General features: G+C 72.5%; 13 protein-coding genes. 10 read left to right on the top strand and 3 right to left on the bottom strand.

Going from position 1 to position 13,877, the window contains the following annotated elements:
• Nucleotides 1–175: 175 nt before the first annotated feature.
• From A6P39_RS10735 to A6P39_RS10725, 3 genes are all read left to right on the top strand, one after another.
• A complete protein-coding gene (locus tag A6P39_RS10735; RefSeq protein WP_067055214.1) occupies nucleotides 176–1,681 on the top strand; it encodes an IucA/IucC family protein in 1,506 nt (501 codons plus the stop codon).
• A gap of 172 nt (nucleotides 1,682–1,853) precedes the next feature.
• A complete protein-coding gene (gene trpS, locus A6P39_RS10730; RefSeq protein ID WP_067055217.1) occupies nucleotides 1,854–2,960 on the top strand; it encodes a tryptophan--tRNA ligase in 1,107 nt (368 codons plus the stop codon).
• Nucleotides 2,961–3,019: 59 nt separating this feature from the next.
• Nucleotides 3,020–3,934 (top strand): HipA family kinase, encoded by a 915-nt coding sequence (locus tag A6P39_RS10725; RefSeq protein WP_067055220.1) that lies wholly within the window; start codon nucleotides 3,020–3,022, stop codon nucleotides 3,932–3,934.
• Nucleotides 3,935–4,008: 74 nt separating this feature from the next.
• On the opposite strand, the gene aceB is transcribed toward A6P39_RS10725, so the two are convergent.
• Together aceB and A6P39_RS10715 are read right to left on the bottom strand one after the other, a co-directional pair.
• Entirely contained in the window at nucleotides 4,009–5,634 is a 1,626-nt protein-coding gene (gene aceB / locus A6P39_RS10720) for a malate synthase A (RefSeq protein ID WP_067055223.1), read from the bottom strand.
• Nucleotides 5,635–5,818: 184 nt separating this feature from the next.
• The gene (locus A6P39_RS10715) at nucleotides 5,819–6,430 is read right to left on the bottom strand and encodes a nucleotidyltransferase family protein (RefSeq protein WP_067055226.1); all 612 of its coding nucleotides are present in this window, start codon (nucleotides 6,428–6,430) and stop codon (nucleotides 5,819–5,821) included.
• A 141-nt stretch (nucleotides 6,431–6,571) separates the two neighbouring features.
• Between A6P39_RS10715 and A6P39_RS10710 the strand changes: the two genes are divergently transcribed.
• Complete coding sequence (locus tag A6P39_RS10710) at nucleotides 6,572–6,886, top strand: DUF5955 family protein (RefSeq protein WP_079133800.1); 315 nt, start codon at nucleotides 6,572–6,574, stop codon at nucleotides 6,884–6,886.
• 49 nt (nucleotides 6,887–6,935) lie between these two features.
• Here the strand turns inward: A6P39_RS10710 and A6P39_RS10705 are convergent, their stop codons facing one another.
• Nucleotides 6,936–7,730 (bottom strand): IclR family transcriptional regulator, encoded by a 795-nt coding sequence (locus A6P39_RS10705; protein WP_067055233.1) that lies wholly within the window; start codon nucleotides 7,728–7,730, stop codon nucleotides 6,936–6,938.
• 274 nt (nucleotides 7,731–8,004) lie between these two features.
• Here A6P39_RS10705 and allB point away from each other — a divergent pair, with 274 nt between their 5' ends.
• From allB to A6P39_RS10675, 6 genes are all read left to right on the top strand, one after another.
• Nucleotides 8,005–9,345, top strand: a complete 1,341-nt coding sequence (gene allB, locus A6P39_RS10700; protein WP_067055236.1) for an allantoinase AllB — start codon at nucleotides 8,005–8,007, stop codon at nucleotides 9,343–9,345.
• 50 nt (nucleotides 9,346–9,395) lie between these two features.
• Nucleotides 9,396–10,511, top strand: coding sequence for an allantoicase (gene alc / locus A6P39_RS10695; RefSeq protein ID WP_067055239.1), 1,116 nt, complete (start codon nucleotides 9,396–9,398; stop codon nucleotides 10,509–10,511).
• Between the two features lie 124 nt (nucleotides 10,512–10,635).
• Nucleotides 10,636–11,457: an AIM24 family protein gene (locus A6P39_RS10690; protein WP_079133801.1), complete on the top strand. Its 822-nt coding sequence runs from the start codon at nucleotides 10,636–10,638 to the stop codon at nucleotides 11,455–11,457.
• Nucleotides 11,458–11,531: 74 nt separating this feature from the next.
• Nucleotides 11,532–12,158 carry a dihydrofolate reductase family protein gene (locus A6P39_RS10685; protein ID WP_067055243.1) on the top strand — a complete coding sequence of 209 codons (627 nt, stop codon included), beginning with the start codon at nucleotides 11,532–11,534 and terminating at the stop codon, nucleotides 12,156–12,158.
• 110 nt (nucleotides 12,159–12,268) lie between these two features.
• Nucleotides 12,269–13,180, top strand: a complete 912-nt coding sequence (locus tag A6P39_RS10680) for a DMT family transporter (protein ID WP_067055246.1) — start codon at nucleotides 12,269–12,271, stop codon at nucleotides 13,178–13,180.
• 86 nt (nucleotides 13,181–13,266) lie between these two features.
• A complete protein-coding gene (locus A6P39_RS10675; protein ID WP_067055249.1) occupies nucleotides 13,267–13,662 on the top strand; it encodes a ribonuclease in 396 nt (131 codons plus the stop codon).
• Nucleotides 13,663–13,877 lie beyond the last annotated feature (215 nt).

Here is a 13,877-nt window from a genome sequence, read left to right as displayed (position 1 = left end):
TTGTGCGTGACGGCAGCCATACTGATCGCGACCGGCTCCCCGAGGCGCCGCCCACGAGACCGGCGGCGCACCCCTGCCGGGGCACTAGGCCGGAGACGGGGCGGGCGTACCGCGACGCCGGGGGCGGCCCCGCCGGACAATGGACGGCGTGCCCGGCCCCCTGGACGAAGAACGAATGGATCGCGTGGACCTCACACCCCTCACCGCAGCCGTCGGCCGCCGCGCCGACGCCTACGCGGCCGCGCCCCTGCTCAACTGCCTGCTGCGCGAGGTCGCCGAGCCGCTCCCGGCGCCGGACCCCGGTGCGTGGCGGGTGCACCGGCTGCCGAGCGGACGGCTGCTGCGGGTGCGCGCCGGGCGGCACCCCGCCGCCCCCCAGGTGCGCACGGCCGGCACCTGGCAGGCGGTCGGCCACCCGGAACTGGTCAAACTGGTCGCCGAGGAACTGCGCCGGCACACCGGGCTGCCGGGCGGCGACCTGCCCGCCGAGATGCTCGACAGCCGGGACGCGGTCGCCGCGCTGCTCGCCGCCCGCGCCCGTACGGCCCCGCCCGCCGACCCCTATCTGCGCTCCGAGCAGTCCCTGATCACCGGTCACCCCTACCACCCGGCCCCCAAGGCGCGCGGCGGCGGCCCGGTCGCGTCCTGGCTGCCGTACGCCCCCGAGGCGCACGCCCGGTTCCCGCTGGTGCTGCTCGGCGTCCGCGAGGACCAGGTCGCCGAGGAGGGCGACACCCGCGCCCTGGACACCCTCGGCACCGCCCCGCCCGGTTACCGGCTGCTGCCCGCCCACCCCTGGCAGCTCGACCTCCTCGGCCGCGGCCTCGCCCCGGCCTTCGCCGACGGCCGGCTGATCCGGATCGGCAGCACCGCCTTCGACGTCTGGCCGACGGCGGCGATCCGCACCGTCCACGCACCCCGGCGCGATTTGTTCCTGAAGTTCTCGCTGGACGTCCGCATCACCAACGACATCCGCCGCCTGTGGCGCCACGACCTGAGCCGGCTGCGCCGTACCGACACGGCCGTGCGGCACGCCTTCGCGGCCATGGGCCCGCCCGCGGCCTGGCTGAGCGACCGCGGGTACCGCACCGCCGCCTTCGCCTTCGAGGAACTGGCGGTGCTCGTCCGTGACGGCCTCGGCGGCCACCTCCTGCCCGGCGCCACCCCGCTGCTCGCGGCCGGGCTGGCGGAGGGCTTCGACGGCAGCCCCCTGGCCGCCGCGGCCGACCCGGCGGCCTGGTGGGAGGCGTACCTGCGCCAGGTCGTGCCGCCCGCCCTCACCGCGTTCGACGACCACGGCGTCGTCCTCGAGGCCCACCTGCAGAACACCCTCGTCGCCGTGGACGCGGCCGGCACCCCCGTGCAGGCGCTGTTCCGGGACGCCGAGGGCGTCAAACTGCTGCCGGACGTCACCCGGGCCGCGGGCTGGGAACGGCTCGTGTACTGCCTGGTGGTGAACCACCTCGGCGAGATCGCCGCGGCCCTCGCCGAGCACCACCCGGGCCTCGACCCCTGGCCCGCCGTCCGCCGCGCGCTCGCCCGGCACGACCTGCCGGAGATCCCCGCCCTGCTCGCCTCGCCCACGCTGCCCGGCAAGACCAACCTGCTGCTGCGCTGGACCGGCGCGGACGGCGCGGACGCCCGCTATCAGCCTCTGCCGAGCCCGCTGGCCGGCGGCTGACGCTATGCTGTGCGCATGCATCTTTCGTCGTGTCTGAGCTGGTGGCGCTCCGGGTAGGAGCGGCCACCTCGCAGGCATGACCGGGCCGTTCGGATGGACGGCCCTTTCGTGTCCCCTGGACCAGGGCTCGTGCCGTTTGAGTCGGCGAGAGACGAACCCACCAGGAGACGCCGTGAACACCACGCCCCGGGCCGCGGACACCGACGCCGCCGCCCCCTTCGCCGACGCGTTCGAGCCCACCGCCGCGCAGGCCCGCAGCGCGGTACTGGAAGAGCTGATCCGCAAGGACCCCGGACGATTCCGCATGCTGACGGGCGACCGGCCCACCGGCCGGCTGCACCTCGGGCACTACTTCGGCACGCTGCACAACCGCGTACGGCTCCAGGACCTCGGCGTGGAGACGTACGTCATCATCGCGGACTACCAGGTCCTGACCGACCGTGACGTGGCGGACAACCTGACCGGGCACGTCGAGGACCTCGTCCTGGACTACCTCGCCGCCGGCGTGGACCCGGCCCGCAGCACGATCTTCACGCACAGCGCGGTCCCCGCCCTCAACCAGCTGATGCTGCCCTTCCTCAGCCTCGTCTCCGTCGCCGAACTGAGCCGCAACCCCACGGTCAAGGACGAGATCGCCCACGCGCGCCGGTCCGCCGTCAGCGGCCTGATGTTCACCTACCCCGTCCACCAGGCGGCCGACATCCTCTTCTGCAAGGGCAACCTGGTCCCGGTCGGCCAGGACCAGCTCCCGCACCTCGAGGTCACCCGTACCATCGCCCGCCGCTTCAACGACCGCTACGGCAACGGCGCCACCGTGTTCCCCGAGCCCGACGCCCTGCTCTCCAGGGCCCCTTCGCTGCTCGGCACGGACGGCACCAAGATGAGCAAGAGCCGCCGCAACGCCATTACCCTGGCCGCCGGCGCCGACGAGACCGCGCGCCTGCTCAAGGGGGCCAGGACGGACTCCGAGCGGCACATCACCTACGACCCCCGCACCCGCCCCGAGGTGTCCTCCCTCCTCCTGCTGGCCGCCCTGTGCCAGAACCGGACCCCCGAGGAGGTGGCCGACGAGATCGGCTCCGCGGGCGCCGCCGCGCTGAAGAAGACCGTGACCGAGGCGGTCAACGAGTACCTGGCCCCGATCCGGGCACGCCGCATCGAGTACGCCGAGGACCGGGCCTTCCTGCGCCGGACCCTGCGCGAGGGCAACGAGCGCGCCAGGGCCGTGGCCGACACCACGCTCGCCGAGGTGCGTGCCGCCATGAACAGCCACTACTGATGGTCCCGAGGAGGCCGGCACCACGCATCCCGGCCCGGCGAGCGCTTACGCTGGCCGGTGTGCTGCGCGACGTGACTGCTGTTCGATACGTGACCCCGCTGAGGTCCGGCGGCTCCGTGCCCGCAGTCGTCGAGGCCGACGACCTCGGCACGTACGTCGTCAAGTTCACCGGCTCGGCGCAGGGGCACAAGGCGCTGGTCGCCGAGGTGATCGTCGGCGAACTCGCCCGCGCGCTGGGCCTGCGCTTCCCGGAGCTGGTGCTCGTCCACTTCGACCCGGAGATCGCCGCGGACGAGCCCCACCAGGAGGTCCGGGAGCTGCACGGCGCCAGCGCGGGCGTGAACCTCGGCATGGACCACCTGCCGGGCGCCGCCGACTTCACCCCCGAGATCGCGAAGGTCTTCCCGGTGGACCCGCTGGAGGCTGGCCGGATCGTCTGGCTGGACGCGCTGACCGTCAACGTGGACCGCACGGTCCACAGCTCCAACCTCATGGTCTGGCCCACGCTCGGCACCGCACCGCCGCGCCTGTGGCTCATCGACCACGGCGCCGCCCTCGTCTTCCACCACCGCTGGGACACCACGGCCCCGGGCAAGAAGTACGACTTCCGGCACCACGCCCTCGGCCACTACGGCCCCGACGTCCGCGCGGCCGACGCCGAGCTGGCCCCGAAGGTGACCGGGGAACTGCTGCGGAGCATCGTCGCCGAGGTCCCCGACGCCTGGCTGGCCGAGGACGCGGGCTTCGCGACCCCCGACGACGTCCGCGCCGCCTACGTCGACTACCTCCTGGCCCGGGTGCGCCGGTCGCCGGAGTGGCTGCCCACCGACTTCCCGAGCCGCGAGCAGCTCGCCGCCGAGGAGGCGGCCCGCGCCGCGAAGACCCAGGCGGGCCGCCCCGACTGGCTCAAACGCGTCCCCGACCTGCACGGCAAACCGGCCGCCCAGCAGGACTGGTCGGCCCACCTGGGCTGACGCAGTGGTCCTCGGCCGGGAAAGCGGCCGGGCGGCCCCGGGAGGAGCCCGGAGCCGCCCGTGTCCGACCAGGCTCAGCCCTTGAGCTGCTCGTACGCCGGCAGGGTGAGGAAGTCGGCGTAGTCGTCGTCCAGGGAGACCGTCAGCAGCAGGTCGTGCGCCTCCTGCCAGTGGCCGGCCGCGAAGGCCTCCTCGCCGATCTCCTGGCGGATGGCGGACAGTTCCTCGGCGGCGACCTTGCGGGCCAGCTCAGGGGTGGCCGTGTCGCCGTTCTCGAACTCGACGCCCGCGTTGATCCACTGCCAGATCTGCGAGCGGGAGATCTCGGCGGTGGCCGCGTCCTCCATCAGGTTGAAGATGGCGACCGCGCCGAGCCCGCGCAGCCAGGCCTCGATGTAACGGATGCCGACCTGGACGGCGTTGACCAGACCCGCGTACGTGGGCTTCGCGTCCAGCGAGTCGATCGCGATCAGGTCGGCCGCCTCGACGTGGACGTCCTCGCGCAGCCGGTCCTTCTGGTTCGGCCGGTCGCCGAGCACCTTGTCGAAGGACTCCATGGCGATCGGGACGAGGTCGGGGTGGGCGACCCATGAGCCGTCGAACCCGTCGCCGGCCTCACGGTCCTTGTCGGCACGGACCTTCTCGAAGGCGGTCTTGTTGACCTCGGCGTCGCGACGGGACGGGATGAACGCGGCCATGCCGCCGATCGCGTGCGCGCCGCGCTTGTGGCAGGTGCGGACGAGGAGTTCGGTGTAGGCCCGCATGAACGGGGCGGTCATCGTCACCGCGTTGCGGTCGGGCAGGACGAACCTGGCTCCGCCGTCCCGGAAGTTCTTGACGATGGAGAACAGGTAGTCCCAGCGCCCGGCGTTCAACCCGGAGGCGTGGTCGCGCAGTTCGTAGAGGATCTCCTCCATCTCGTACGCGGCCGTGATGGTCTCGATCAGGACGGTCGCGCGGATGGTGCCCTGCGGGATGCCGACGTAGTCCTGCGCGAAGACGAACACGTCGTTCCAGAGGCGGGCCTCGAGGTGCGACTCGGTCTTCGGCAGGTAGAAGTACGGGCCCTTGCCGAGGTCCAGCAGCCGCTGGGCGTTGTGGAAGAAGTACAGGCCGAAGTCGACGAGGGCGCCCGGGACGGCGCGGCTGTCGGCGTCGGCCAGGTGACGCTCGTTCAGGTGCCAGCCGCGCGGGCGCATGACGACCGTCGCCAGCTCCTCGTTCGGGCGCAGGGCGTACGACTTGCCGGACCCCGGGTCGGTGAAGTCGATGCTGCGGGTGTAGGCGTCGATCAGGTTGACCTGGCCGAGGATCACGTTCTCCCAGGTGGGCGCGGAGGCGTCCTCGAAGTCGGCGAGCCAGACCTTCGCGCCCGAGTTCAGGGCGTTGATGGTCATCTTGCGGTCGGTCGGGCCGGTGATCTCGACGCGCCGGTCGTTCAGCGCGGCCGGGGCCGGGGCGACCTTCCAGGAGTCGTCCGCGCGGATCGCGGCCGTCTCGGGCAGGAAGTCGAGCGTGGAGGTGCGGGCGATCTCGGCGCGGCGCTCGGCCCGGCGGGCGAGGAGTTCGTCACGGCGCGGGGTGAACCGCCGGTGCAGCTCCGCCACGAAGGCGAGCGCCGCGTCCGTGAGGACCTCTTCCTGCCGGGGCAGGGGCTCGGCGTCGACGATGGCCAGCGGGGACGGCGCTGGTGCGGACATGAGCTGTCACTTCCTTCAGCGGTGGCACCGGGTGCCTAGTGGCACGAACAGGGCGAACAGCGCCGACTGTGCGGGCGGGCGCTTCTGAACAGTGGATAGTAGTTTCCTCATTGTGGAACTTCAATGGTTTGTTGATGTCGAGATTCTCTGAGTCGAGGCAAGGTGGCGCTCAGTGCCACCGCCTTCACTCAAGGTGGCGCAGGTCGGCCTCGGTGTCGATGTCGTACGGCTCGGCCACGTCCGCGCACTCCACGAGCCGGATCCCGCTCTCGTGCCCCTTCAGGTAGGCGCGTGCCCCGCGGTCCCCGGTGGCGGTCGCCGCGATGTCCGCCCAGTGGGCCGCGCCGAAGAGCACGGGATGCCCGCGCGTGCCGTCGTAGGCGGCCGAGACCAGCGATTTCTCGTCCTCGTACGCGCCGAGCACCCGCGCCACCGCCGCCGGCCCGATGCCCGGCTGGTCGACCAGGCTCACCAGGGCCGCGCGCACCCCCGTGCCCTCGAGCGAGGCCAGCCCGGCCCGCAGCGAGGAGCCCATGCCCTCGGCCCAGCCGGGGTTGTCCACGAGCACGCAGCCGGGCAGTTCGGCCCGCGCCCGGACCTCCTCGGCCTGCGCCCCCAGCACGACATGGATCCGGACGCACCCGGCCGCCCGCAGCACCCCGGCCGCGTGCTCCACCAAGGGCCGCCCCCGGTGCTCCAGCAAAGCCTTGGGGCGCCCGCCGAGCCGTCGTCCCCCTCCGGCGGCGAGCAGCAGCCCGGCGACCTCCGTGTGCTCCTCGTGATGCATGTCCGTCATGTGTCCTGCATACCTGACGCGGACGGCAACGGCGCGTTCCCCGGGGCGTTCCCTTGGGCTGAATTTCGGTCCACGCTGTGGCGCTCCCGGACGCGGTGGCGTTTACTGACCCGCGCACGACGGCGTGTGAGGGGGAGGGCTGTGTTGCGGAGCTTGGGGCAGACACCGGTGATCGGCAGCGACGAGGACCCGAGGGTGGCGGAACTGCGGACCGCCGTGTCCCGGCTGCGCCGCGAACTCGCCACGCTTCCGTCCGAGTTCCCCGATCGCGCCATAGCCGAGGACGAACTGGCGGCCCTGGCGGCGATGGCCACCGGCGGCCACCCGGAGATCCCCCGCCTGCGCAGCTCCCTGTTACTGATCGCAGGCGCGATCGGATCGGTGAGCGCCCTGGCGCGGGGCCTCAAGGACGTGCGCGCGGCAGTGGATCTCTTCGGGGAATCACCGCGGCCGTGAAAGGGGGGTCCGGGCCGTCCTGCCCGGCGGCACCCGGCCAGGCGCCCGGCTAGGCGCCCGAACTCGCCAAAGCCTGGGACAGCTCGAGGGCGATCTCCTGCAGTACCGGCACGATCTTGTCGGTCGCCGCCTCCGTCACCCGCCCGGCGGGCCCGGAGATCGAGATCGCCGCGGCCGTCGGAGACTCCGGCACGGACACCGCAAGGCACCGCACCCCGATCTCCTGCTCGTTGTCGTCGACCGCGTACCCCAGTCGCCGTACGTCGTCGAGCGCGGCCAGGAAGCCCTCGGGCGTGGTGATCGTCTTCTCGGTGGCGGCCGGCATCCCGGTGCGCGAGAGCAGCGCCCGCACCTCCTCGTCGGGAACGCCCGCCAGCAGCGCCTTGCCGACCCCGGTCGAGTGCGGCAGCACCCGCCGGCCCACTTCCGTGAACATCCGCATCGAGTGCTTCGACGGCACCTGTGCCACGTACACGATCTCGTCGCCGTCCAGCAGTGCCATGTTCGCCGTCTCGCCGGTCTCCTCGACCAGCCTGGCCAGATACGGCCGTGCCCAGGTGCCCAGCAGCCGGGACGCCGACTCGCCGAGCCGGATCAGCCGGGGGCCGAGCGCATAGCGCCGGTTCGGCTGCTGGCGGACGTAACCGCAGGCGACCAGGGTGCGCATCAGCCGGTGGATGGTCGGCAGCGGCAGCCCGCTGGTCGCGGACAGCTCGCTCAGGCCCACCTCGCCGCCCGCGTCCGCCATCCGCTCGAGCAGGTCGAAGGCGCGCTCGAGGGACTGGACACCGCCGCCGGCGGCGGACTTGGCGGAGTCGGTGGTGCTGGCGCTGGACGTCGGCACGGCGCGTTCCTTTCGGGGCTGGCAGGAGGGCAGAAGCCTACCCGGCAGTCGGTTGACTCCCCGCTTGTACGTAGCTACGTTCTGCTTGCTGGAATTCTAATTCCGCTTTGTGGAAACGTCCAGAGTGGATGCGGGTCGCCTGCTGCCCAGAAGTGTGCCCCTTGACGGCGGGGGAGCGGGAGTGAAGACTCCTTCAACAGAACGTTGAATTCCGTTACGTGGGTGTAAATCCCGTTTTCCTGGGCGTAAAACGGCGGTACAGAGAGGGGTTCGGGTGTCCGACGCTGAACTGGTCCTGCGCTCGAGGCGCGTCATCACTCCGGAAGGGACACGGGCCGCCTCGGTCGCCGTGTCCGCCGGGAGGATCACCGCCGTCCTGCCGTACGATGCCGAGGTCCCGGCCGGCGCCCGGCTGGAGGACGTCGGCGACCACGCCCTGCTGCCCGGCCTGGTCGACACCCACGTGCACGTCAACGACCCCGGCCGCACCGAGTGGGAGGGCTTTTGGACCGCCACCCGCGCGGCGGCGGCCGGCGGCATCACCACGCTGGTCGACATGCCGCTCAACTCCCTCCCGCCGACCACGACCGTGGCGAACCTGCGGGTCAAGCAGCAGGTCGCCGCCGACAAGGCGCACATCGACGTCGGCTTCTGGGGCGGCGCCCTGCCGGACAACGTCAAGGACCTGCGCCCGCTGCACGACGCCGGCGTCTTCGGCTTCAAGGCGTTCCTGTCCCCGTCCGGCGTGGAGGAGTTCCCGCACCTCGACCAGGACCGGCTCGCCCGGTCCATGGCGGAGATCGCCGGCTTCGACGGCCTGCTGATCGTGCACGCCGAGGACCCGCACCACCTCGCCGCCGCCCCGCAGCACGGCGGCCCCAGGTACGCCGACTTCCTCGCCTCCCGCCCGCGCGACGCCGAGGACACCGCCATCGCCGCCCTGATCACGCAGGCCAAGCGGCTGGGCGGGCGCGTGCACATCCTGCACCTGTCCTCCAGTGACGCGCTGCCGCTGATCCGCGCCGCCCGCGCGGACGGCGTCAAGATCACCGTGGAGACCTGTCCGCACTACCTCACCCTCACCGCCGAGGAAGTCCCGGACGGCGCCAGCGAGTTCAAGTGCTGCCCGCCCATCCGCGAGGCCGCCAACCAGGACCTGCTCTGGCAGGCGCTGGCCGACGGCACCGTCGACTGCGTCGTCACCGACCACTCGCCCTCCACCGCCGACCTGAAGACCGACGACTTCGCCACCGCCTGGGGCGGCATCTCCGGCCTGCAGCTCAGCCTGTCCGCCGTATGGACCGAGGCCCGCAAGCGCGGCCACGGTCTGGAGGACGTCGTGCGCTGGATGTCCACGAAGACCGCCGCCCTGGTCGGCCTCGACGCGCGCAAGGGCGCCATCGCCCCCGGCCGTGACGCCGACTTCGCCGTCCTCGCCCCGGACGAGACCTTCACCGTCGACCCGGCCGCCCTCCAGCACCGCAACCGGGTCACCGCGTACGCCGGCAAGACCCTGTACGGCGTCGTGAAGTCCACCTGGCTGCGCGGCGAACGCATCGTCGCGGAAGGCGAGTTCACCGAGCCGAAGGGCACGCTGCTCGCCCGCCCCCAGTAAGCCCCCCGCACCCGCACCCGGCCGACTCCAGAAAGGACCCCCTGATCACCGTGACGGCGACACCAGGCTTCACCGGCGACGCGAACCCCTACAAAGGCGGCGACCCGTACGCGGACTACCGCACCGCCGACTTTCCCTTCACCCAGTACGCCAACCTCGCCGACCGGCAGCTCGGCGCCGGTGTCGTCGCCGCCAACGACGAGTTCTTCGCCCAGCGCGAGAACCTCCTGGTGCCCGAGCGCGCCGAGTTCGACCCCGAGCACTTCGGGCACAAGGGCAAGATCATGGACGGCTGGGAGACCCGCCGCCGGCGCGGCGCCTCGGCCGAACACCCCTGGCCGGCCGCCGAGGACCACGACTGGGCGCTGGTCCGCCTCGGCGCGCCCGGCGTGATCCGCGGCATCGTCGTCGACACCGCCCACTTCCGCGGCAACTACCCGCAGGCCGTCTCCATCGAGGCCGCCTCGGTAACGGGCTCGCCCGCGCCGGAGGAACTGCTCGCCGGCGACGTGAAGTGGACGACCCTCGTCCCGCGCACCCCGGTCGGCGGCCACGCGGCGAACGGCTTCTGCGTATCGGTCGAGCAGCGCTTCACGCACCTGCGCGTCAACCAGCACCCCGACGGCGGAATCGCCCGCCTGCGCGTGTACGGCGACGTCGTCCCGGACCCCGAGTGGCTCGCGGCCCTCGGCACCTTCGACGTGGTCGCCCTGGAGAACGGCGGCCGGGTCGAGGACGCCTCCGACCTCTTCTACTCCCCGGCCACCAACACCGTCCAGCCGGGCCGCTCCCGCAAGATGGACGACGGCTGGGAGACCCGCCGCCGCCGTGACCAGGGCAACGACTGGATCCGCTACCGGCTGGCCGCCCAGGCGCAGATCCGCGCGATCGAGATCGACACGGCCTACCTGAAGGGCAACAGCGCGGGCTGGGCCTCGGTCTCGGTCAAGGACGGCGAGGACGGCGAGTGGACCGAGATCCTGCCGCGCACCCGCCTCCAGCCCGACACCAACCACCGGTTCGTGCTCCCGGAGCCCGCCGTCGGCACGCACGCGCGCGTGGACATCTTCCCCGACGGCGGCATCTCCCGCCTCAGGCTGTTCGGCTCCCTGACCGGGCAGGGCGCGGCAGGCCTCGCCGCCCGCCACCAGGAACTGGGCGGCTGACCCACCCCCGCACGCGCGCGGGGCGCCCCGGCCTGGACAGCACCGGGCGCCCCGCGTGTCACCCGTGCGGACCCGGTTCGCGGCCGCCAGGAACTCAACGCTGGCTCTCCCGCGTTCTTCCCGCGTGACCCTTCAGCAAGAGATCGTCGGCAACGCCATGCAGATGGCGGTCGTCAGCCTGCAGCCCGGCCAGACCGTGTACTGCGAGGCCGGGAAGTTCCTGTTCAAGACGACGAACGTGACCATGGAGACGCGGCTGTCCGGCCCGTCCGCGAACGGCGGCGGCCAGCAGGCGCAGGGCGGCCCGGGCGGCGGCATGGGCGGCCTGCTGCGCCAGGCCATGGGCACCGCCGTGCAGGTCGGCCAGCGCATGCTCGCGGGCGAGTCGCTGGCGTTCCAGTACTTCACCTGCCAGGGCGGTGCGGGCACGGTCGGCTTCGCGGGCGTGCTCCCGGGCGAGATGCGCGCGCTGGAACTCGACGGCAGGCGCGCGTGGTTCGCCGAGAAGGACGCCTTCGTGGCCGCCGAGTCCACCGTCGACTTCGGCATCGCCTTCGCCGGCGGCCGCACCGGCATGAGCGGCGGCGAGGGCTTCATCCTGGAGAAGTTCACCGGGCACGGCACGGTGATCATCGCCGGCGCGGGCAACTTCATCGACCTCAACCCGGCCGACTTCGGCGGCCGTATCGAGGTGGACACCGGCTGTGTGGTCGCCTTCGAGGAGGGCATCGAGTACGGCGTCCAGCGCATCGGTGGCCTCAACCGCCAGGGGATCATGAACGCCGTCTTCGGCGGCGAGGGCCTGTCCCTGGCCACCCTGGAGGGCAACGGCCGGGTGATCCTGCAGTCCCTCACCATCGAGAGCCTCGCCAACGCCCTGAAGAAGGCCCAGGGCGGCGACAAGCAGGGCCCGACCGGCGGCCTGTTCTCGACCCACGCCGGCTGAACCGATGAGTTGCGGGTGTGTGCGGGGTCTGAGCTGATGACAGCAGATCCCGCACCCGGAAGAAGGCACCCGCCATGGGCAAGCTCGTCTCCACCGTCTTCGTCACTCTCGACGGCGTGTACCAGGCACCAGGCGGCCCCAAGGAGGACACCAGGGGCGGCTTCACCCACGGCGGCTGGAGCTTCCGCTACGGCGACGAGGGCTTCGGCGCGTTCGTGACCGAGGTCTTCGACCGCGCCGGCGCCTTCCTGCTCGGCCGCCGTACGTACGACATCTTCGCCGCGCACTGGCCGAGGGTGACCGACCCGGCCGACCCCATCGCCTCCCGGCTCAACGCCCTGCCGAAGTACGTCGTCTCCGCCACTCTCCAGGCGCCCGGGTGGTCCGGCACGACGGTGATCGGCGGCGACCTCGCCAAGGAGGTCCAGGCCCTCAAGGAGCGCACGGACGGCGAACTCCAGGTGCACGGCAGCGGCGCCCTGGTCCGCTCCCTGATCGACCTGCGCCTCCTCGACACCCTGCACCTGTTGACCTTCCCGGTCGTCCTCGGCACCGGCCACCGCCTGTTCACCGAGGGCACGCTCCCCACCCGCTTCCGGCACACCGGCGGCCGGATCACCGGCGCGGGCGTCAGCCTGCAGACCTACGACCTCGCGGGCGACCCGGAGTACGGGTCGTACGAACTCCCCGAGGACGTCTGAGGCGCACGCAAAACCCTGGCCGAAGATCGTCTTCGCCGGTACGGTGAGCGCGCCCCGTGCGAGCCGCCGATGTCTCCGCACTCCTTCCGGAGACCGGGAGAGCCGCTCGTATGTCCTCGCTCGCCGTACCGGGCGCCGCCGCCCTGCCCCGCCGCGCCTGGCACACCGACCTGCCCGTCCTGCTCGTCGCGGTGTGCTGGGGCGCCAGCTACCTCGCCGCCAAGGACATCACCACCGCCCCTACGGTGCTCGCCGTCCTGGTGCTGCGGTTCGCGCTCGCCGTGCCCGTCCTGGCGGTCGCCGGACGCCGCGCGCTGCGCTCGCTCACCGGCGCCCAGTGGCGCGGCGCGGCCCTGCTCGGGCTGATCCTCAGCGGGATCTTCCTGCTGGAGACCTACGGCGTGGTCCACACCTGCGCGACCGACGCCGGCCTGATCATCAGCCTCACCATGATCTTCACGCCGCTCGCCGAGGCCGCCGTCACCCGCACCCGGCCCACCCCGGCCTTCCTCGGCGCGGCCCTGCTGTCGGTGCTCGGCGTCGTCCTGCTCACCCAGGGCGGCGGCTTCACCCGGCCCTCGGCCGGCGACCTGCTGATGCTGCTCGCCGCGCTCGCCCGCACCGCGCACGTCCTCGCCATGTCCCGGATCAGGGCCGTCCAGGGTGCCGCCGCGCTGCCGCTCACCACGGTCCAACTCGGCGCGTGCGTCGCCGTCTTCGCCCTGCTGTCCGCCCTCCCGGGCACCCCGGCGCCCTGGACGGTCGCGGCCGGCCTCGGCGTGCGGGACTGGGCCGGGCTGCTCTTCCTGGCCGTGCTGTGCACGGTGTTCGCGTTCTTCGTGCAGATGTGGGCGGTGCGCCGCACGTCCCCGTCCCGCGTCGGTCTGCTGCTCGGCACCGAACCGCTGTGGGCCGCCGCGGCCGGCATGGCACTGGGCGGGGAACGGCTCGGCGCACCCGGTCTCGCGGGTGGCGTCCTGGTGCTTGCGGGGACCGCGTGGGGGCGCAGGACGGCAGGTTAACTTCCTGAAAACTCATCGGACTTGAAGGGAAAATCTTCAACGTTGTCGTTGACATGCCAACGTCTACGCGCGTCATCATGGGGGACATGAGATTCCCCCCACGCGCAACTCGTATCAGCGCCGCAGCCGCGCTCCTGTCCGCCCTCGTCGTCGGCGGCACCGTGTCCGCCACCACGGCGAACGCCGCCGCCGACTCGGCCGGCAGCATCTGCTACAGCGCCCTGCCGTCGCAGGCCCACGACACGCTGGACCTGATCGCCAAGGGCGGCCCGTACCCGTACTCGCAGGACGGCACCGTCTTCTCCAACCGTGAAGGCGTCCTGCCCAGCGAGCCCAGCGGGTACTACCACGAGTACACGGTGATCACCCCGGGCTCCTCCACGCGCGGCGCCCGGCGCATCGTCACCGGAGAGGCGTCCCAGGAGGACTACTACACCTCCGACCACTACGCCACGTTCAACCTGGTCGACTTCGGCTGCTGAGCCGGAGACCAGGACCCGAGGGAACAGCGCGACAGGTGTGACACGCGGCCCCTCGCCCCGCGGCCGGCCCCCCACCCAGGGCCGCAGGGCGAGCGGCGTCCGGGCCGGCACCGGCCCGGACACCGGCGCTCGCCGCACGACAGCCGCCGCGGGCCGGCGGGCCCGCGGCGCACGGGAATCCGGCGCCCCGGCCGCGTACGAACGGGCGGCCCGGC

Origin of the sequence: Streptomyces sp. FXJ1.172, assembly GCF_001636945.3 — a bacterium.
In the GTDB taxonomy this organism is placed as follows: domain Bacteria; phylum Actinomycetota; class Actinomycetes; order Streptomycetales; family Streptomycetaceae; genus Streptomyces.
This window is presented reverse-complemented; position numbering and strand designations above follow the sequence as displayed.